This window comes from Enterococcus sp. AZ077 (genome assembly GCF_051714965.1).
Lineage (GTDB): Bacteria > Bacillota > Bacilli > Lactobacillales > Enterococcaceae > Enterococcus_B > Enterococcus_B hirae.
Map to the genome: position 1 here is coordinate 1453998 of NZ_JBIOSX010000001.1, position 21413 is coordinate 1475410.

Annotated in this window: 19 protein-coding genes; all 19 read right to left on the reverse strand. The window is 36.8% G+C overall.

The genetic code is table 11. The features are described from left to right. Position 1: 1 nt before the first annotated feature. Positions 2-1126, reverse strand: coding sequence for an aminotransferase class V-fold PLP-dependent enzyme (locus tag IGL28_RS06695; protein ID WP_081127587.1), 1125 nt, complete (start codon positions 1124-1126; stop codon positions 2-4). Position 1127: 1 nt separating this feature from the next. Next, entirely contained in the window at positions 1128-3023 is a 1896-nt protein-coding gene (selB, locus tag IGL28_RS06700; protein ID WP_128427608.1) for a selenocysteine-specific translation elongation factor, read from the reverse strand. 12 nt (positions 3024-3035) lie between these two features. Next, on the reverse strand, positions 3036-3293 hold the full coding sequence (locus IGL28_RS06705; protein ID WP_010737598.1) for a DUF3343 domain-containing protein: 258 nt from the start codon (positions 3291-3293) through the stop codon (positions 3036-3038). Positions 3294-3303: 10 nt separating this feature from the next. Further along, on the reverse strand, positions 3304-3903 hold the full coding sequence (gene yedF, locus IGL28_RS06710) for a sulfurtransferase-like selenium metabolism protein YedF (protein WP_034697998.1): 600 nt from the start codon (positions 3901-3903) through the stop codon (positions 3304-3306). A 69-nt stretch (positions 3904-3972) separates the two neighbouring features. Further along, a complete protein-coding gene (selD, locus tag IGL28_RS06715) occupies positions 3973-5004 on the reverse strand; it encodes a selenide, water dikinase SelD (RefSeq protein WP_081127584.1) in 1032 nt (343 codons plus the stop codon). A gap of 199 nt (positions 5005-5203) precedes the next feature. Then, positions 5204-6076 (reverse strand): sulfite exporter TauE/SafE family protein, encoded by an 873-nt coding sequence (locus IGL28_RS06720; RefSeq protein WP_010737601.1) that lies wholly within the window; start codon positions 6074-6076, stop codon positions 5204-5206. Positions 6077-6192: 116 nt separating this feature from the next. Beyond that, positions 6193-7209, reverse strand: a complete 1017-nt coding sequence (locus IGL28_RS06725) for a proline racemase family protein (protein ID WP_081127583.1) — start codon at positions 7207-7209, stop codon at positions 6193-6195. Positions 7210-7222: 13 nt separating this feature from the next. Further along, positions 7223-7702 carry a glycine/sarcosine/betaine reductase component B subunit gene (locus IGL28_RS06730; RefSeq protein ID WP_034698007.1) on the reverse strand — a complete coding sequence of 160 codons (480 nt, stop codon included), beginning with the start codon at positions 7700-7702 and terminating at the stop codon, positions 7223-7225. Positions 7703-7723: 21 nt separating this feature from the next. After that, positions 7724-8461 carry a proline reductase cluster protein PrdD gene (gene prdD / locus IGL28_RS06735; RefSeq protein ID WP_081127581.1) on the reverse strand — a complete coding sequence of 246 codons (738 nt, stop codon included), beginning with the start codon at positions 8459-8461 and terminating at the stop codon, positions 7724-7726. Between the two features lie 12 nt (positions 8462-8473). Beyond that, positions 8474-9199 carry a D-proline reductase (dithiol) protein PrdB gene (gene prdB, locus IGL28_RS06740; protein ID WP_080292465.1) on the reverse strand — a complete coding sequence of 242 codons (726 nt, stop codon included), beginning with the start codon at positions 9197-9199 and terminating at the stop codon, positions 8474-8476. Then, complete coding sequence (locus IGL28_RS06745) at positions 9200-9508, reverse strand: CBO2463/CBO2479 domain-containing protein (protein ID WP_010719135.1); 309 nt, start codon at positions 9506-9508, stop codon at positions 9200-9202. A 13-nt stretch (positions 9509-9521) separates the two neighbouring features. Beyond that, complete coding sequence (gene prdA / locus IGL28_RS06750; protein ID WP_081127579.1) at positions 9522-11417, reverse strand: D-proline reductase (dithiol) proprotein PrdA; 1896 nt, start codon at positions 11415-11417, stop codon at positions 9522-9524. A gap of 26 nt (positions 11418-11443) precedes the next feature. After that, positions 11444-12736 (reverse strand): proline reductase-associated electron transfer protein PrdC, encoded by a 1293-nt coding sequence (gene prdC / locus IGL28_RS06755; protein WP_376115777.1) that lies wholly within the window; start codon positions 12734-12736, stop codon positions 11444-11446. A gap of 736 nt (positions 12737-13472) precedes the next feature. After that, on the reverse strand, positions 13473-14639 hold the full coding sequence (locus IGL28_RS06760; RefSeq protein WP_010719132.1) for a class I SAM-dependent methyltransferase: 1167 nt from the start codon (positions 14637-14639) through the stop codon (positions 13473-13475). Positions 14640-14788: 149 nt separating this feature from the next. Next, complete coding sequence (locus IGL28_RS06765) at positions 14789-15604, reverse strand: maltodextrose utilization protein MalA (protein ID WP_053765999.1); 816 nt, start codon at positions 15602-15604, stop codon at positions 14789-14791. A gap of 12 nt (positions 15605-15616) precedes the next feature. Next, positions 15617-16468: a sugar ABC transporter permease gene (locus tag IGL28_RS06770; protein WP_010719130.1), complete on the reverse strand. Its 852-nt coding sequence runs from the start codon at positions 16466-16468 to the stop codon at positions 15617-15619. A gap of 3 nt (positions 16469-16471) precedes the next feature. Continuing rightward, complete coding sequence (locus IGL28_RS06775; protein WP_010719129.1) at positions 16472-17770, reverse strand: carbohydrate ABC transporter permease; 1299 nt, start codon at positions 17768-17770, stop codon at positions 16472-16474. Between the two features lie 406 nt (positions 17771-18176). Next, positions 18177-19436, reverse strand: coding sequence for an extracellular solute-binding protein (locus tag IGL28_RS06780; protein WP_010737611.1), 1260 nt, complete (start codon positions 19434-19436; stop codon positions 18177-18179). Between the two features lie 98 nt (positions 19437-19534). Next, a complete protein-coding gene (locus IGL28_RS06785) occupies positions 19535-21304 on the reverse strand; it encodes a glycoside hydrolase family 13 protein (RefSeq protein WP_010719127.1) in 1770 nt (589 codons plus the stop codon). Between the last annotated feature and the right edge of the window lie 109 nt (positions 21305-21413).

A 21413-nucleotide genomic window follows, 5' to 3' on the forward strand; every position in this document is an offset into this window, starting at 1 on the left:
TCTATCGTTTTGCAATTATTCTCAACGCCTTTATGGTTTTTTCTATTTCTTCTTCTGTTGTAAAACGGGATAAGGATACTCGAACAGTTCCAGTATTTTTAGTTCCTAAATCTTGATGTATTAGCGGTGAACAATGGTAGCCTGAACGTGTGGCAATGCCAAACTCTTCCCACAGAATGTCACTGATTAAAGCTGATTCTGCAGATCTGATATTCAACGAAAAAACGTCTATATGCTCTTTCGTGAAATCTCCATAAAACGTTAATTCTGAAATCTTCGTCGCTTCTTGGTAGAAGTAGTTTCCCAATGATGGTGTCTCTTGGGACATTAGCCAACCTACACTGGCTGCTAATCCAGCAATTCCTGGCACATTTGCTGTCCCAGCTTCCAACATTGCTGGCAATTCATCCGGCTGCTCCTTAGAAAAGGAATTCATACCATCACCACCAGTTATTATCGGTGTAAGTTTCATTTTTTTGTGAATACAGATGCCCCCAGTTCCTTGTGGTCCATGTAACGCTTTGTGTCCAGTGAAACAAGCCGCTGCGACCTTCCCATCACTTAAGTCAATTGGTAGATGTCCAGCTGTTTGAGAAATATCTAAGATTAAATAAAGCTGATGTTTGTGGCAAAAACGTTTTATCCATTCAATATCTAAAAGATTCCCTGTCACATTACTCGCATGATTGCAGACCACTACTTTAGTTTTTGCGTTTAATTTTTCAGTAAATTCTTCATAATTCAACTGTCCAGTGATTGGATGACTACTGATAATGTCGTAGGAAACGCCTAGTTTTTCTAATTGATAGAGCGGTCGCAACACGGAATTGTGTTCCCAACTTGTGGTCAATACATGATCACCAGCTTGAATGAACCCTTTTAATACTGCATTAAGAGCAATAGTCACGCTTCCAGAAAAAATAATTTCATATAAATCCCCGGTATGAAAAAAACTTTTTAGTGTATCTCTTGCCATTTCTATTAATTGATAAGCACGAATGGAATAGCTATGAGCGCCACGAGCTGGGTTGCCATACCTCTCACTTTCAAGCACATCCAGCATTGTTTGTTTCATACAAACCGGCTTTTGGACTGTCGTAGCTGCATTATCTAAATAAATAGTCATACTAGTCTCCCTCTTGTTTCCCTAAAATCCGATAATTTTCTACTCGTTTCGTGATGCCGAGTTTATCGATTGATTCTAGAATAAGCATGGAAGCTTTTCGGCTCGAGTTTGTCATATCACGAAAATCAGCCAGTGTCATTTTCTTGTTTTTCTTAATATAAGTCCGGATTTGTTGAATAGCTTGTTGGTAAATCTTTCCTGACAGAACATATTCGTGGGTTAAAAAAACAGCGCTGGTGGCATCTAAAGCTTCCAATACTTCTTCAGCATTTTTGTCTAAAAGGGCTAACTCTTCTTTTTTTATCGGCATATAACCACTGCTTTTTAGGTAACGTTCAATTTTTTGTTTGGCGACTTGTTGATAGCTATTAAATTGTACTTGAAAATCATAAACAGATAATCGTTTCTGTTGTTCTTTGATTACGTTGAATTTTTTTAATAATTGAATCAAGACGAAAACTTCTTTTTCGGTCAAGCCATTTCGTATTTTAGAACGAAATTCTTCTAAAGGCATACCATCCCGTAGACGATATTTTTTGTGATACTCTTCTAAGATCTTTTGTGCTTTTCCTGCTAATTGTTGGTATCTTTCATAAAGTAAAAACCCACAAGAGGTAAAGAAGATTTGACTTTTATCCTGTAGTTCTTCTAATGAATGGCTTAGTTGATCAAGGGTGACACCCAGATAGGCCAACAATTCTTTTTCTACTGTAAATGGCTGTTTCTTATTTAACATAAAATCAATTATCATACTGTTTAGATTGCCATTTTCTTTCGCTTTTAAGCTTTCTAAAACCGCCTGCTTGAATCGGCGATGTTTTTTGGGAACGGCGTTTAAGACTTCGCCTCCAGCAATCGTATGCATGGGTGAATAAGAGCGTAGAATAAAACGATCTTTTTCTTTTACAGAAACTTTTTCTTCTAATCTTAACTGCAAAAAGCCTTCTTCGTTTGGCCCAATCCAATCTAATCCTAATGGAACAGTACGAGCCATTATTTCTTTTGTTCCGATCAACACTCTAACCCGATCCCATAGATTAATTCCCCCATCCGTCCCTGCCAAGCAAGTTACCTTAACATCCAACATCCAGCTTTCCTCTAAAGAATCCGCGGTTGATAGAACATCCCCGCGCGTGACTTCTTCACGGGTAATGTTTGCTAAATTGATAGCAGTTCGTTGTCCAGCATATGCTTTTTGAACGTTATTTTCATGTACCTGCAGATTTCTTATCCGAACTTTTCGCTTATTTGGGTAGAGATAGCAGTTTTCTCCAACGGTTAGTTCCCCTTCCAGCAAAGTGCCTGTAACTACTGTACCGAAGCCTTTTACACTGAAAACCCGATCGATATTTAGCCTTGGTGTTCCATTACTTACTTGTTCTGATGTTTGCTCCGTGTAGGCTTCGATTTTTTTTAGTAATTGTTTGATCCCTTTTCCGCTAATGGCATCGGTTTCAATTATTTCCGCTTTTTCTAAAGGCGTGTGAAGTAATTGATCACGTATATCTTCGATGACTAGTTCTTTCAATTCAGCATCAATCGTATCAATTTTAGTTAATACAATTAAAAAATGGTGGATTCCTAATAAATTCAAAATATCAATATGCTCTTTTGTTTGAGGCATGATTCCTTCACTAGCATCAATGACTAATAAAATAAGATTAAGACCAGGTAGTCCAGCAACCATATTTTTAATAAATTTTTCATGGCCAGGAACATCTACGAAACCCACACGTTGTTGATTTGGTAAATTTAAGTAAGCAAATCCTAGATTAATCGACATGCCCCTTTTTTTTTCTTCTTTTGTTGTGTCAGTATCTATTCCAGTCAGCGCTTTGATCAATGTTGTTTTTCCATGATCAATATGCCCAGCTGTTCCAATTACAATATTTGCCATTTCTTTTACCCCTTATAATAAGTAATACGTTACATCCAATCCAACTTGAAGCGCTTTATAAAAACCTTCTGATGACACATTATTTTTAGCTAAAATATGACGTATCTGATTTTCAGCTTCTAGCGGAAATTTTAAAGAAAAACCACAGCTAAGATATATTTTTTCGGGTGTAGGAATGATTCTTACAGATAGTTTAGCTGATTGGCACATCAGCTCAGCTCTCATTGCTTCACGTGTCGAATGAAATAATACCACTCCATATGACTTCATTGTTTACTCCTTAAGGTTTGATGATTTTTTTAGATTGTCGCATCATTTCAACAATATGATACATATTGGTCACTTCACCGACTTTACATTTTTCACTGAGATTATAATAGTTAAGACAGGCTCCACAAGCATAAATTTCTATCCCATTTTCCGCAAGAATCTGTAAATCCTCCAAGGAATCCGAGTTGTCGCTTACTAAATGGACCCCACCATTGTAGAAAATGATTTTTTCGGGCAAATCAGGTTGTTCGGTTAAAGAATAAATAAACATTTTTAATAATTGTTTCCCTAATTCTTTCGACCCTTGCCCCATCGTATTCGTGTCGACAACAACTATATAATTGTCTTCAATATCATTTTCTCTTGTAAGTTCTTGTTCATAAATAGAAGCTACCTCTCCTTTTTTCTTGGAGATACGTACAGTAAACGATTGTGCATCATTTTGCTCTACTTGATAATCATAACCTAGTTGTCCCGCCATTTTTTTTAGGTTTTGTGCAGCAATCTCATTATCGACAGTTGTTTCTACTGTATCGTTTTCTTCCAAAGCTTTCTTTGTTTCAATCACTGGAAGGGGACATACTTTTCCCAATGCGTTAATTTTAACCATTTTGATTCTCCTTTCCTTGTGTGGTTAATCATGGGATCAGTTCGTTAGACTAATCGAACAATTTTTTTCTTAATAAACCATGATTTCTGCTGTCTTTTTTTTCGTAACAACGCCAAAATCTTTGGCTAAGATATTGGCTGATTTCAGCTCTTCTTCTAATTTTTTTGCTTCTTTAGCCGGGATACTTACCAATAATCCTCCAGATGTCTGTGGATCATATAGCAACTCTTCGATTCCTAAGTCATCGACATAAAAGGCCATCTTTTTTTCCATAAAATTTCGGTTTCGTTGTCCTCCAGCAGTAAAAAGAAAAGCTTTTGCTCCTTCATAAGCTTCTTCAAAATATGGCAGTTTTTTTGAATAGATTTCAGCTGAAAAATTGTCATGTAACATTTCATGAAGATGTCCTGCTAACCCAAATCCTGTTACGTCGGTACAACTAGTGATTGGATATTTTCTGATGATAGCCATCGCATATTTATTTAAGGTTTCCATACTTTTTGTTGCTTTGGCAAACCCTTCTTTGGTTATTGCCCCGGCGCTGTAACCAATGGTAATAATGCTTACACCTAGAGGTTTTGTTAAGATTAAGTGATCTCCTTCTTGACAAGTATTATTTTTGTAAATATTGTTTGGATGAATTGTGCCAGTTACAGAAAGTCCATATTTGACTGAACGGTCATGGATTGAGTGCCCACCTGCTAAGATTCCACCTGCTTCTTGAACTTTTTCAGCTCCACCTCTTAAAATCTCTTTTAAAACCTGTAGTTCTTTTTCTTCAGGAAAAGCAACAATATTTAAGGCAGATAATACATCCCCTCCCATCGCATAAACATCACTCATCGCATTGGCAGCAGCAATTTTGCCAAATAAATAAGGATCTGTCACCATAGTAGGAAAAAAGTCTAACGTTTGAATAACTGCTAATTCATCGGTCAATTTAATAACGGCTGCGTCATCTGTTGCATCAAAGCCCACTAACAATTTTTCATCTTGGGATTTAGGGAGGTCTGCTAAAATATTCCCTAGATTTCCAGGACCAATCTTAGCATTACATCCACCACAAATAATTAATTGTTCGATTTCTTTTTTCATTGGCATCCACTTCCTTTTCATATAGTGTAATAATTGATGACTTTTCCTCTGCTGCTTACTGTTTCATTTTCTATAGTTACACCAACAATCAGAAAATAGCGGGCAAATCATTAAAATAACTATGCTAGTTTGGTGTACTAAAAATGAAGAAGTGGCTGTACAGTTCTTTCCACTCCTTCACATTTTGCTACTAGATTAAGCTTTTCTATTTTTTAGAAAACATTCCTTTTCGCATATATGTAATTCCTGAGTAAATAATTACAGCAATGATTACCCAAGTCAGCATATTCAAATCTAAACTTGTGACGAATTTAACAGCAATAATTACCCCAATCACTCCACCAATCGTAATTGCCAAACTAACTTTACGCGCATAATCACCAGATTTAATAAAGTTACCTGAAGCAACGGGCATCAATCCTGCACAAGAAGCCATCATAATAGGAAAAGCAACAAGCGGACTTAACCCCAACATGTATACTAATGCCATGCATGGTGCATATAAACCTACGCCAATCGTCATTAATGCACCTAAAAGGAAATTACCGATAACGCCGATGATTAGCTTAAGACCTGTTAAAGCGGTCGCTTCATTTCCAGAGCCTAAGAGATCCAGCATTCCAGCTTGTTTTAGCCCCATTAAAATTGCTGTCACAATCAAAGCAAGTCCCATAAAAAACTGCACCTTTTTTTCAGGTAGCTTACTGACTGTTTTCGAACCCACAAACGAACCCACAATTGCTGCTGCAACTAATGAAAACAGAGTAATGGGTGATACTTTAACAACAGTAATGAAAATAAAAGCTTCAATGATTACCGGAATAGAGTGTGCCACATTGAGCGTTCCTGGTAATTGTCGATCGTTATCTAATTGCTTGGTAAATTCTAGTAACATGGTTGTTGGCGCAAAACTACCAATCCCTAATGTATCTAAAAAATCGGTAATTAACCCAATTGTTCCAGAAATAAGATAATTTCCTCCACCCCAATTTCCTTTATTTGCAAGTAAGTCGAGAACAAAAAAGAATAAGAAATAGAGTAATAAAACGCTTAATAAACCCAACAGTAGTTGTACCATGATACCTCCTTAATAGTAAGCAGAGTTTTACTAACCCATCATTTTTTGTGTAACCATCTGTAAATGGCTAGGACTAGAGAATTTAATTCACATTTTGGATGGTTATACCGTGTATTTTAATCAAGTAAAAATCCATTTTTTAATGAGTCTTTAGGATCGACAAGGAATTGATTAAATCCTGTAATATAAGCAGATCCCGTCACTTTGGGAATAATCGCTTGATAATTTCCTACACGTGTTTCCTTTGTAATTTCTCCCTTAAACATCGTTCCTAAAATACTTTCATAGACAAAACTTTCACCAATTTTCAACTCATTTTTTGCATACAAAGTTGCTAATTTAGCACTCGTTCCCGTTCCGCAAGGTGAACGATCAACTTGTCCATCCCCGAATACCACGACGTTTTGATAAGTAGCTTCAGGACTTTTAGCAGGACCATAAAATTCGACTAAGTCAACGGTTTTAATATGTTTTAATCGGGGATGTTGGACCTCGATATTTTGATTAATCGCTTCGCGGATTTTTAGACCTGCTTCAGTAAATCTTGACGCATTCTTCGCCTCAATTGTTAAACCAACTTCTTCGGCTTTTAATATGGCAAAAAAACTTCCGCCAAAAGAAATATCCACATGAACTGTCCCAATATCGGGCACACTCACTGCCATATTTTCTTTATATAGAAAGGATTCCACGTTTTCAAAAGAGACTGATTCCGCAGAGTAATCTTCATCCAGACGAACCTCTCCGCAAACAATCCCCGCAGGTGTATCTTGCGTTACTTTAACCACACGGGTGCCTTCTCCTACATCTACCCAGCCCAATTCTACAGCTGCTGTCATTGCCGCAATGGTGTTGTGACCGCACATATTTAAATAGCCACCAGAATCCATGAAAATAATCCCGTAGTCTGCCTCATCATGAACCGGTTCACAAATAAAAGCCCCGAACATATTTTTATGCCCTCGTGGTTCATGCATTAGCATTTTACGTAAATCATCTGCTTGTGTTTCCAAGTATATTTTTTTATCCGCCATCGTTTTTCCATGAAATTTAGGAATGCCTCCTACAATTAACCGAGCGGCTTCACCAGCTGTATGGGTATCTACTACTGATATCATTTTTGATACTTTCATACTAACCTCCACGTTACTTCAATTTTTGATTATCTTTACGCATCTTTAATTTTATAAAAGCGAGCGCTTTAACTGCATCATAGAAAGTGATCGTATTTTCTCCAACCACTTCCGTTTCAATCCCTGCTTGTGATTTATTAAAATCCAGCACATATTTTGTATAATCATTTTCTACGACAAACTTGGCTTGTTTCCCAATAAATTTGAGCCCAATAACACTGATGCCACGACGACCTATTTCTTCTAGGGTATTGGCAAAATCGATGTCTGAATTTCCCCAACCATCTGTTGATAAAACAACGCCATCTGTAGCCATCGCTTCTAGCCAAGTAGCTGTTCGTTGTCCGACTAGATGCTTCATTTCATTGCTTTGAGGCGTGCCAATAATAATAACACCTTGGAAATCAATGTCAGGATCTTTGCTTAAAACATCCAGTAAAGGATCTTTAAAAAGGTGCATCGAAGTTTCTTTAGTTGATGGTCCTATTCCCATAAAAATCCCCTTTTCTAACAATTAGACCATTGAACGAATGGCACCATCACGATACTCATTGGCAGATAAAAAGATGGGCATATTATTCATATCGATAATCGAATGACCGCCCTTAAACCCACTAGGTTCATCTGGAAATAATAACATATCGTACATCGCACCTTGGCCAGCTACCTGCTTGACCAACGTCACTTTTGGCTTTCCCGGATTTCTTATTTCTTCATAGACATGTGTTTCCGTTGCTTCCTTACCATCTAGCAACTTTAATTGTTCTCGGATTTCCTGCAGATAATTGTCAACTATCCGAAACAATTTTAAACATAACTCACGATCGAAAGGTGTTCCTTTCTTGACAAGTAAGTCAATCAAAATAATGTAATCCTCTGCGTTAGGTGTGCCCGGTCGATTTAAAAATAAATGATCACGCAATACACCATCAGAAGAACCAAACTCATGGAGCTGTTCACCCTCATCGATTGTGCCGGTCATTATGACCGACACTCCCGTTAATGTATGGGTGATACCCGTCCCCAAAACGCCTAATACTTTAGCAGAAATTGGTAAAATATCCATAATAGTATTTGTTTTTAGGTCTAACTGATCTGGCTCTAACAATCGGATCGTCAAGGATTTGACATCCTCACACAGACAATCAAATTCAGTTTTTATCTGTAGTTGGTTGTGATCAAGCTTAAATTGATTTCCTATGGAAACTTTTTCCATATGGAAAACTTTCATTTTTAATGTTTCTCCTTGCATGCTGATCCCTCTTTACACATGAGCGATATATTCATAAGGTAATGGCACAATTTTCCCTGGTGTTTCAATTGAAACTAGGCTTTCTAAAGTATCTTTTAAAATACCCGTTTGCATGTCAATATTATGTGGTTCTCCGGCATTAGCGCCCATCGGTACACGTGGTGCTACAGCTCTAGGTGAACCATTTTGCCGTACTACTGGTGGTAATGCGGCGATTAAAATAGTAGGAATCCCTGCTTCCTCAATTGCTCTCTGCACGATCACGGCAGTTCTATGACAGGTCCCTCAACCAGCAGTTAAAACAACTGCGTCAACTTCTTCTTCTACGAGTTTTTGTGCGATTTCTGGTCCCGTCTGTTCATTAAAGGCATCTTGGTCACCGCCGCCTCCCATAAAGCCATAATGTACAGGGGCAGCTTCTTTAATAAAGCCGTCTTTTACTAATTCATGTAATCGGTCAATCGGAAACATTGCATTGACATCCCGATTAACGTCTGCGTTGTCATATCCACCATGTGAGACCATTAAATCTTCACTTGGTACTCCATCTGGAATCTCACGATACGTTGTGTCTCCTGCCAAATTAAAACGTGTATCACTTTTTAAGTGGACACCAGCTGCCGTTGCTAAAGCAATCCGCATCTCTTTCAGCTCTTTTTTAACGGGCGTAAAGACGGATTTGGGTGTGATTGGTACAAAAATTTCTGACTGTAATCCTTCGAATACTGTTAAACTCATCTACTCATTTTCCTCTCTCATTTTTATTTTCTTCTGTTGATTTTTTAAACGTCGACGTTCATGTTCTGTGATTGCTTCAACGTAATGAGTATTGGCTGCTTCTTCCAAAACCTCTGGATAACTCATCAAAAATCCAACTTCTTGTCCTATTTTTAAATCGTACTCTGAAATAATCATGCGCCGCGGAATTTTTAATTGACCTAGTCGTCCTTTGATATCAATAGTTACGCTCGCATCTCGAACTTCAACAAGTATCCCTTCAAACATTTGTTCAGTAGAGACATACTTTAATTTTTCGATTCTATCCATTTTGCACCTTATTTTATTCTTTTTCATAAATTTCTTGACGTTTTTTACTTTTCGGCAAAGATTGTTCATTTTCTTCCAGGTCTATTTTTCTTCCTGTTGTTTTTTCGATAATCTCAATGTTGTTTTGTTTGACATTCGGATTCCATTTACGTTCAGCTGGTTTAATTGTTCCTCCACCCATTAACGTTTTTAACATAGCTAAATCACGAATGGCGTCTTCTCTACACAAGGTATTATTTGATAAAATTTCATTTTCAATCCCTTGTTTTGATTTATTATTATCAACCATTGCGCCCATTTCAGAATTACCAACAACTAAGGCTCCTTGAACAGCACTATAAGAGTCGCCAACCACTTTGATTCCACGTTTTCCAATTTCTTCCATGTGAGAAGCGAAATCAATATGATTATTTCCGAAACCTTCAGTGGTTACAATGGCACCATCAATGTCCATGGCTTCGACAGTCATTCCTAAACGTTTTGAAACATAATATTTTTCAGTATTCGCTTGTGGAGAGCCGACGAACATAACACCGACTAAATCAATTTCTTCATCTGCCATTGCTTCTTTAACAAGCGGTTCCCGCCAATAATGGCGTGAAGTTTCTTTCGAAGCCGGTCCAATACAAGTTAACGCATGGATTCCTCCATCTAATACTTCTGTTGGTGCCAATAGGATTGGCAAATTGCCAAGGTCAACATTTGGTTTTGCGCCAAATGTTCCAACTGGCTCGATGGGCATAATCAAATTATCATGCATCGCACCTTGCCCCATTATTTCTTTGATGATCAAAACTTTCTTATTGCCAATTCGACGTTTCTGTATAATTTCTTCTGAATGTATCACCAATGATTCATCCGCTTTTTTGAGGGCTTCACGAATTTCTTGAGTGATGTAATCAGAAGCTTTGTGAGCGGCTAGCGGACCCGGACGTTCCATATTCGCGTGTTCTTTGATTGTCACTTGGGTTTTAATAAAGATTTCTCCTTTATCTGGTGCTCCAGGTCGTCCCCACATAATGTTACGATCTAATTCTCCTTCAGAAGAACCAAATTCACCGATTTGAACTCCATTAGCATCCGTCCCTGTAACAACCATGACGACACCATCCAGTACTCGGGTAATTCCATGCCCAAGATCACCTTCAACTTTTGCGGCAATTGGCTGAACGTCCATAATCGTTTCACTATATTCAGTGTATTTATCTGGTGTAATGATTTCTAAAGTCATATCTTCAACGAGCTGTTCCAGTTCAACTGCTTCAGCACAAATTTCTGTCATTTTTCGTAAAATTAAAGTTGTTCCTTCGATTTTTGTTTCTTCCCCAAAAATCACCTGATCAATTTTTAGATGATCATGTCGTACAGAACGAATCACTTTTTCTTTCACCTGATTTGAGTTTTCCAAAACCGGTGCTGGTATTACTGGCGTTACTTGCTCAGGAATTATTGATTCCGGTTCAGGATTTACCGTTTCGGTTAACTGAGTAGCCATCATTAAAGGAAGCTCTAAATCAATTCCTTTTCCTTCAGCAATATGAATTTTAATAGTCTGACCACTTGTTACAGAAGATGAAGCAGTTTGAATTGGCGTCGCAATTGTTTCAGAAGTCTCAACTTCTTTTTTTTCATTTAAATGAACTTCTTTCATTCCTTCAGATACACCTTCCAGTAATTCTTTTGTCAATGGAATCAACGCATCCGTTGTTTCTTTTAATGTTGTACCAAGTACTTGTTCAATTGTTAACACATCTTCAGAAAATTCAAGCAACCCTGATTCTTCCAGATCAAGAAAAATTGCGGGGTCCTCTAGATTTTCTGGCGTAATCACTGTGCCTGCTTCCGCACGACAACAGAGTACAGCTAGATCTTTTGCATGTTCTTGGGCAGTTTCAGCCGTAATAGACATTCGTTAAATCCTCCTAAAATTTAAATTTATTTCGTTGTAGGTAATTTACGATATAGTCTGTGCCCATCTGCCCGAAGTACATGATCTGTATGATGATAAACCGGAACTCCTAACCTAGGAGCTACACCAATAACGGTGTTCGTTCAATCAGAACAAGTTCCAGTCATCACAACTTCAGCACCTGCTTTTTTCAAAGCAAAGACTGTTTGTGCTTGTCCTGGACATATACCTGGCAAGGTACATCTATATCTTCCATTCACTTTTACCATTCGCTTACAGCGTTGTGTAGCAACAACTTCAGCACCCATGTTTTCAGCTATTTCAGTCATTCTTTCTTCTGAACCGCCGCATTCACAAAGTAATAGTCCTATTTTTCGATGTTCTTGAGGAAATGGCATAGCAACCAATACCCCTCCGCTGGTTTTCGTAATGGGGGTTTCTTCCGTGCCGCTATGACCAGTCATTGGTCCACCGATCACAATTTCTCCATGGGGCTCAATAAAACCTCCAACTTGATCAATTAATTGCTTGACAGGTGTTCCAATTGGGACATCTTTAAAGACTGTTTTCTTTTGTTTTACACGACCAGATACCGTAAGATCTTTATCAATAAATGGTTTTCGCTGTTCAATCGCTTCGACAATGCGTTTAATTGTTTCAACATTATCCACTACTGCTCCGATTTCGATTGGCAGTTGACCAGGGTCTAAAGTGATGTTCAACACTTCACGAATCACTACACGTTCATCGCCTGCAGGATAGATGTCAGGTAATTGGTAAACATCTATTGTCGGTTCATTGTTGGTAAACTTTAACAATTGTATGACTAACTCTCGATGTTTTTCTTTAACGGCAATGATTCCTTTGGGTGCTTTCGTAATGCTCATGCAATACTTTATTCCACGAATCAATTGTTTGATTTGACTTTTCATTTGCTTTACATTGTGAAGTAATAAAGCTTCACATTCTGCACCATTTGCGATAAAGATGCCTTCTGGTATTTCACAAGATAATTTTATATCTGTCGGAAACCCAGCTCCACCAGCTCCGACAATTCCGGCTTCTTTGATTGCTTGAATATAAGAGGATGTTTCTGGAATAGGAAGATAACTTGAAAAATTTTGCTTTTCATCAATCTTTAGCACAATCTGATCGTTGGTTACTTCTGATACAACGCCTGAAAAGCTAGAATGAATGTTTGCTCCTAATCCATCTGGTTTAGCAATTTTTTGTCCACGTTGCACATATTCGCCTATTTTTACCATACTCTTTGATGAAGCGCCTACATGTTGTTTTAATGGTATAAGAATTTTTTCCACTCTTTTCACCTCCCTCGTTTTACTTGAACTTGAGTAAACTAGCCACCCACAGCTCATGTTTATAATATCACAATATGGAGGTTTGATGAACGATTTATTTATATACAATTGTTATTTAATGTTCTATAAATGCTTTTATAACAACGAAAATATATGTATTGTTTTTTATTTAAATATAGATAAAAAATAACAATATTTACTTAATGATTATATACATAGAGTGAGAACTGATGGAAAATCTTTTTTCACTTTATTGAACGACACATATAGTCTATGAAATTTTGATTATCATAATTTTTTCATTTTCATTCATCAAAAAATACAGTTTAGCACGGTTACTCTTTCAATATCTGTTCTATTCTATGGGCAAAATCAGCTCGATAATCATCTCCTTTTTAGCTAATAAAAAATCTAAAAAATAGGTTGGCCAGCATTAGACATTTTCACACAAAAAAAAGGGACTGGGACAAAAGTTGTCTCAGTCTCTTCTAGTATCTCTAAAAACGAATAAACGGTGTTCAAACATCAGCTCCTTGAAATAAGCCTGAATTTTTCAAAACATGAGAAGCTGTTTCAAAAAATTCTTTCTTATTGTCATCAGAGCTACCCGATGTTTTTACGACCTCTGATTCGCGGTGTTCAAGAAGCAACTCCTCAATAATAAGGGAGGAGTTGCTTCTTTCAAAGCCTCTTTTCATGCGAATCTTAATTCATATTTTTTATTAGGTTTCTCCCCTTATGCACGATGCATTGGAAGATCATTATTACTTGGTTGAACAAGTAAGTATTGGATAACATCAATGTTACTTGATTCAAAAGATGCTGCACAAGCTTGAAGGTAAAGATCCCACATTCGATAGAAGGAATCGCCCATAGTTTCTGTTACCTTGTCTTGTACTTTATGGAAATTATTTGTCCAATGTTCTAAAGTAAGCTGATAGTCCCGGCGCAAACTTTCTAAATCAATTAACTGTAAATCATTATCCGTAATATCTGTTACGATTTCTGCTAATCCTGGAATGTATCCACCCGGGAAAATATATTTGTTGATCCAAGCATTAACTGCCCCACCTTGCTGACGAGTAATACCGTGAATCAACGCTGTTCCTTTAGGAGCTAGTAATTTTTGGATGACACCAAAATACTCTTTTAAGTTGTCTGCTCCCACATGTTCAAACATCCCGACACTTGTAATATGATCAAACGTTTCATCTTTTAGATCACGATAATCCATTAATAAGACCCGACATTTATCTTCCAGATGTTCTTCTTTGATCCGATTAGTAATATGGTTATATTGTTCTTCACTCAAGGTAATACCAGTTGCTTTTACATTGTATTCTTTGATAGCTGTAAACATCAAGGTTCCCCAACCACAACCGATATCTAATAACGTATCATTATCCTTGATAAAAAGTTTATCTAAGATGTGGTGGACTTTATTGATTTGGGCTTGTTCCAATGTATCTTCAGGTGTCTCAAAATAAGCACAAGAATAGGTTAATGTTGGATCTAGCCACATTTCATAAAAATCATTTCCTAGATCATAATGTGCATGAATATCTGCTTGATTTTGTTTTTTTGTGTGTTTTTGCTTTTTAGGAAGCCATTTTAAATAGTCGCTCCCTCTTAAAAAGCTGTTTGCTTGTTGGTAAGCATCGTTGATCAACGCTTGAATACTTCCCTCAATCTCAATACGATGATCCATGTAAGCTTCACCTAGAGCTAGAGAGGCGTTATTTGTGATTTCTTTCATTGGTATTTCTTCATGGATCTTAATTTTGATTTGGGGAGGATTGTCAGTATCTCCATAGCGTTTTGTCGTACCATCCCAGTAGGTAACTTCGACTGGAAGGGAGAAAGAACGTGAAAATAATTGATTATATACTGTTTTTTCTAACATGATTTTCCTCCTTAGAATTGCTACTATTTAACGTTAATACTAAAAATTAAAAGAATCAACTCAGAAGGGTATTTTTCAGAAAAAAATCTTTGTTACCTATCAAATTTTCATTATTTTCACATTTAATTTCTCATAATTAGTTGATGATCTTAGGCCTTGACTTCATCTTTAAAGCCAGTTTTAGCAAAAATCCATAGCAATAAAAGAACTGAAACAGTTGATTGAATACCTAACATCAAAACAAAATCAAAATAAAAGAATCCAACAATCGTGGCAATAATGGAGCCAACTCCAATCACATTCAACATTAAATTGGCACTTTCTTTGAATGTTTGGATGGAAGAAAAACGACTCTTTCTAGTTAGCCATAAAAAGAAAGAAGCACCAAATAAAATGAAGCTAGTCATTATTAATAAGATGATTCCTAAACTCATACTATAAGATAAAATAATCATTGGACGATTACTGGCGTAAAATTCCTGTTCTAAAAATGCTTGAAACTCTTGTGGCGTTCGGACTGATTCGGGATTGAAAGACGCTTGGTAATTCATTTGATAGGTTCTTATACGCCCCTGTTCTTTTTGTTGGATTGTCCAATGATTTTTTGCGAAATCAATAAAGGCGTTTTTTTCGTTTTTTTGTTCTTTCGTCAATCCTGACCCAATCAGTATTTCGTTATTCTGATAAATCGTTATTGGTGAGTGATTTATTTGCCCATTCTCCATGGGTAATTCTGAAAATTTATTTACTCCATCTTGATCAATTAGTTGGTGAACTGTCAAAAATTGCTCCATAGGGATTGCTTTTACCTGATTGGTATAATACATGGTAATCGGCATAACCATCAACGCGACCAAGAAAAGAAAGATCAGACTCAATTTAGGCCATGACAACTGTCTTCTACCAGCAAAAAGACGTCTAGGACTATTTAAATGAGAAAAGTAATTCAAAGGAAATGTTTGCATCAACACCTGCTCCTAACCTTTTGTGCCACCAGAAGTCAAACCAGTGACAAAGTTTTTTTGTAAAAAGAAGAACAATAAACAAATCGGTAATGCAATGAGGATCGCTCCTGCGGCAAATAATGAAACCCGTTGATTTGTCACATCAGAAATGAATGTTTGCAAACCAACTGCCACTGTTTGATTTTCTGGTGTGCGTAGTAAAAATTTAGCGAGCATGAAGTCTCCAAACGGTCCCATAAAGGCCCACAATGCTTGAACGGCAATCATTGGTTTAACTAACGGTAAAACGATTTGTAGAAAAATCCGGAAATGACCAGCTCCATCTAATTTAGCAGATTCATCTAAATCAAGTGGAACAGTATCAAAATAACCTTTCATTAGCCAAGTATTCATCGGAATTCCCCCACCAATATAGATCATTGTTAAGAACCAGTATCGATCTAAGGCGTTAAGTAGAAAAGCCATGACGTAAAAAGCGGTCAATGCAGCCATCGTTGGAACCATTTGAATCACCAGGAAAAACATCAAGCTTGATTTGCGCCCAATGAAACGGTAACGACTATAAGTGTAACCTGCCAAAGTTACAACAGTCACTTGGATAACCATTGTTAAAATGGAAATAATCAAGGTATTTTTATACCAAGTACCATATAACGTTTCTGAGAATAGCCGTCTAAAATTTTCTAGTGTCCAGTCACTGGATAAATCCAGACTAAAAGCAGCGATATTACCTGATTTAAATGCTGTACTGGCTGTAATCAACAATGGATAGATAATGATGATCGACAAAAGAATCAAAAAAACATAGGTCAAGAATTGTGACAATCTTCGTTGGAATTTAGCACTTGAATTAAATTGTTTCATCGCTTAGTCCTCCATATTAAATGCATTAGTCTTTTTAAACACAAGTAAAGAAACACAAATGACAATTGCAGAAATAATTAGTGTAATAGCTGAAGCCATGGAGTATTGTGGCGAGGTTCCCGTCGTTAGTTTATAGATCCAAGAAATCAAGATGTCTGTTGAACCTGCGCCCCCTCCTACACTTCCAGGACCACCGTTGTTAAATAAATAAATCATCGAGAAATTGTTGAAATTACCAGTATACTGAGTAATAAACGTTGGCGCTGCTACTAGAAAAATAGCCGGTAACGTGATATTAGAGAAACGTTTCCAAGCATTTGCACCATCGATTTTTGCTGCTTCATATAAATCTTCAGAAATGGATTGTAAAATACCTGTTACCATGACATAGATATAAGGGAATCCTAACCACCCTTGAACCATAATGATCGCAACTTTCGTCCAAAATGGATCTGTTTTCCATGAAATCGCGCTAATGTCTACGAATGGCAGATGATTGATAAAAGGAATCACTTGGGTGTTGATCGCCCCCACACTATCATTGAAGATATTAGAGAAACTCATAATTGTTATAAATGCTGGTACCGCCCATGGTAAAAGGAAAATAATACCAAAAAAACGTCTAAATTTAATAAATTTTTGGTGAGCAATAACGGCTGTAAAAATACCTAATGTGATTTGAAGTGTCGTTGCACATAGTGTCCAAATAACAGTCCAAGAAAACACAGAGAAAAAGGTATTACGGTAAGAACTTAAGAAGAAGATACTAAAAAAGTTTTTTACTCCGATCCAATCAATCAAACTAGCAGGTGGGATATGTTTGAAATCATAGTTGGTAAATGCTGTAAATAATGTGACTAGAACTGGAAAAATAATCGTAAAAATCATCAAAAGATAGGCTGGAAGTGTAAGCAAATAAGGAAAACCCTCATCACCAATATTATGTATAACTTCCTTCATCGTTCGGTTGATTTTCTTACCTTCTTTGCGTAAAACTGCGACACGTTTGGCATCTAACAGATTCAGTCCATAGAAAATAAAAAAAATAACCGTAATGATTAGTTGCAGCGTTCCTTGAATCAAAATAAATAAGGAGTGATCCTCCATCGGAACCGTTCCCAGTGTGACTAAGCCAATCAAAGAGTGGAAGCCACCAACTATCAGTTGTAGAATAAATGCTACGAAAATACCTAGAAATACGATTCCTTTGAACGCTTGACCATTAGCAAATTGCCCTAAGCCAGGTATGAGAGACATAAGTGTAATTTTTCTTACATTGATATTATTTTGTTCGTCTTGCATAACGATACCCCCAGTACTACTATTTTATTCTTTGCGCAAGGAAATGAATCAGTCGGCTATCCATAATAGCCATCTATAAGTAACTATTCATAGCAGTTATACATAGTAACTATAAATAGTAGCTATAAATAGTAGCTATCCATGACAGTCATCAATAATTGCTATCAAAAACCATTTTCCATTCATTTGTAGTCCTCACTCAGTTGCTATAAAAAACTCTGCTCGTGGATGTTATTCACACGAATCAATGTGAAACAGTTAAAGAAAATACACCGTTCAACTGTTTCACCTATTGATCCATGACTTGTTTTATGATTTGGTTGACCAAATGAGATTTAGTGGTCTACTATCACCACATCTAGTAAAAATATCCATTTGATCGTGAATAGAGATCGCTTTGTTACTTTTAATATTTTTGCTCAATCGCTTCTTTTATGGTTTTCACTGCTTGGTTAGCAGATTCTTTTGGCGATTTAGAACCTGAAGCTGCATCAAACATTAAGTTTTCAGCACCAGTCCAAACTTCAGCCATTTCTGGAATATTTGGCATTGCTTGCGCAGTTTCATACTGATCAATCACCGCAGTTGTCAATTCATCATTTTTTGATTTAGCTGTTTCACGTGCTGCTTGATTGGCTGGAATCTCATTGACCATTTCAAAGAATTTTTCTTGATTTTTTGTGTTTGTCACATAGTCTAACCATTTTTGTGATAATTCTTTGTTTTTAGAATAGTTACTTGCTACCCAACCTTTTCCTCCACCAAACGGTTGATAAGATTCGCCGTTGTTCAATGTTGGAATTTTTGCTACCCCATAATTGATTTTGTTGTCTTTATAAGTTTGTGCTTGCCAAGGACCATCAATGATTGCTGCTGCTTTGTTAGACATGAATTGTTGGCTAACGAAATCGCCTGCACTCTTGATATCTTGCATCCCTTTTGGCCAAACATTTTGGAACCAGTTTGTAGCATAAGTGATTCCTTCGATTGATCCTGCATTATTTAGACCAATATCTGATGGATTAGTTCCGTTGTCACCAAAAACATACCCGCCATAGCCTGCTAGTAAACCATAAGAATAATAGAAATCAGTCCATTTTGCTAAGAATCCAGTATTTTTTCCTGCTTCTGATTCAAAGGCAAAGCGTTTGTCTTTGGCTAGATTTTCTAATTCTTTGAAAGTGGTTGGTGCTGCATCTACTAGATCCTTGTTGTAGTACAAGACTAATGTTTCGATCACCGCTGGTTCGCCGTAAATTTTTCCGTCATAGGTCACTTGTGCTTTATCTGTTTCGTCATAGTCGGCTTCATTTCCTAATTTGACTTCCGCTAAATGGCCTTGTTGTCCTAACGCACCAATTCGATCATAGGCTGCCATCATCACATCTGGTCCTTTACCGGCAGGTCCATCCAAAGAAAGCGCTTCTAATTGATCGAACATATCTTTTTCAACTAGCTTGATTTTGACATCATTCTCTTTTTCAAAATCACCTTTGATCTCATTGATGTAATCTTTATAACCAGAATCTACCGATACAGTTAATGTTTTTTCATCATTTCCACCGCTAGCTGTATCAGCTTTTCCATTACCACAAGCTGCTAATCCACCTAAAATACCAAGTGACAATAAACCCAACCCTAATTTTTTAACATAGTTTTTCTTCACTTTTTGTTCCTCCACTTCCATAAATGTTGTTTGTATAAAGAGTATACTGTTATAAAACGACAACTTGCAAACGATTTCTGCATGTTACCGGTAACAAGTTATTCACACATCAAAATGAATCCGAATTGTTGAATTTCAGCTTTCCCATCATTTAATAATTCACTATTTTGGCTTAAGATAATTTCATTTTTCTGATCAACCAAATAACTTGTAGAAGATTGATTAAAAATAGCATGGATCTTTTGGCCGTTCAATTCACGAGAAAAATGAATCACGTCTTGACTATCATCAATTAGCTCCCAGCAAATCGTACCTGTGATTAAAATTTCAGATAATCGTTTCCGAAGATAAATCAATTCTTTAATAAAACCGTATAATTCCGTATCTTGTTGCTCTTTCTCCCAGATCATACATTTACGACAATCAGGATCATCTTCTCCAGTCAATCCGATTTCCGTTCCGTAATAAATACAAGGTGCGCCTTTTTGTAAAAACATGAAAGTAAGTACAGCTTTCATCAACTCTTTATTTCCATTACACAATGTTAGGATTCTCGCAGTATCGTGGGAATCTAATAAATTAAATGTTCCTTCGTTTACTTGATCTTGGTACAGCATCTGCTGATGGTTCATGCCACTTGCCATTTGTGAAGCAGTGATTTTTCGTTTAACAAAATAGTCTTTGATTGAGTCTGTAAACGCATAGTTCATTACAGCATGGAACTCATCTCCTTGTAACCAAGCTTGGGATGAATGCCAGATTTCGCCTAAAATATAAATATCTGGTTTGATTGCAGTGACTTTTTCATGGAACAATTTCCAGAAATGATGATCGACTTCATTAGCGACATCTAAACGCCACCCATCAATATCAAATTCTTTCACCCAATAAGCAGCAATATCTAGTAAGTACGATTGAACCTCAGGATTTGCTGTGTTGAGTTTAGGCATGAAAGGTGTAAAAGCAAACGTATCATAAGATAAATTTGCTGCCGTTTCGGGTAAATTCGTCATTTGATAGGCATCCACAGGAAAAGAATGAATATGGAACCAATCTTTATAAATTGATTTTTCGCCATTTTTGATCACATCTTGCCATTGGGGCGAGTCACTACCAATATGATTGAAAACAGCATCTAACATAATGCGGATACCCTTTTTATGCGCTTTTTCGATTAATTCTTTTAACAGACGTTCGTCACCAAAGGCTGGATCAACCTTCAAATAGTCGATCGTATCGTATTTATGATTAGACATAGCTTGGAAAATCGGGCAAAAATAAATACCATTGATTCCCAAATCGACTAAGTAATCGAGGTGATCAATCACACCCTGTAAATCACCACCAAAGAAATCATCTCGGTCAGGTGCTTTACTTCCCCATGGTAGCGTATGAGCTGGATCGTTAGTTGAGTCGCCATTCGCAAATCGTTCAGGAAATATTTGGTACCAAATCGTTTCTTTTGCCCATTGCGGCACTTTGAAACGATCAATTTCATGAAAATAGGGTATCCGGAAATAGTAATTTGCTTCTGCTAAGTTCGCTGGTTCATACGCAAAAATCCCTTGATCCCCGTAAAAACATTCTGTGCCATCAATTCCTACGATATGAAACCCATATTGTAACCTTCTAGTCGAGCTTGTTTGTTCCACTTCCCAGTAATCATGAACTAAAGTACTCAGACTTTTTTTCATTGGTATTTCTTCCAGATACCATTTTTGTGAATCAATCGTATAAGGATCGCCACTAATAAGATAAACTTTTTTTACATCGTCTTTACAGGTACGTAAACGAATTCTGAAAGTATCAGCTGTATATAAAAAAGCATATTCACTTTCCGGTCGATGATAAATTGCTGCGGTGTTCATGTATTTCCTCCTTCATATTTAAGATTACGTGTTCACTATAAAAGAGTGAACAACAAAAGACAACGCTTTCATTTATGTTATCGGTAACAGAATTCTGTTTCCCATGATT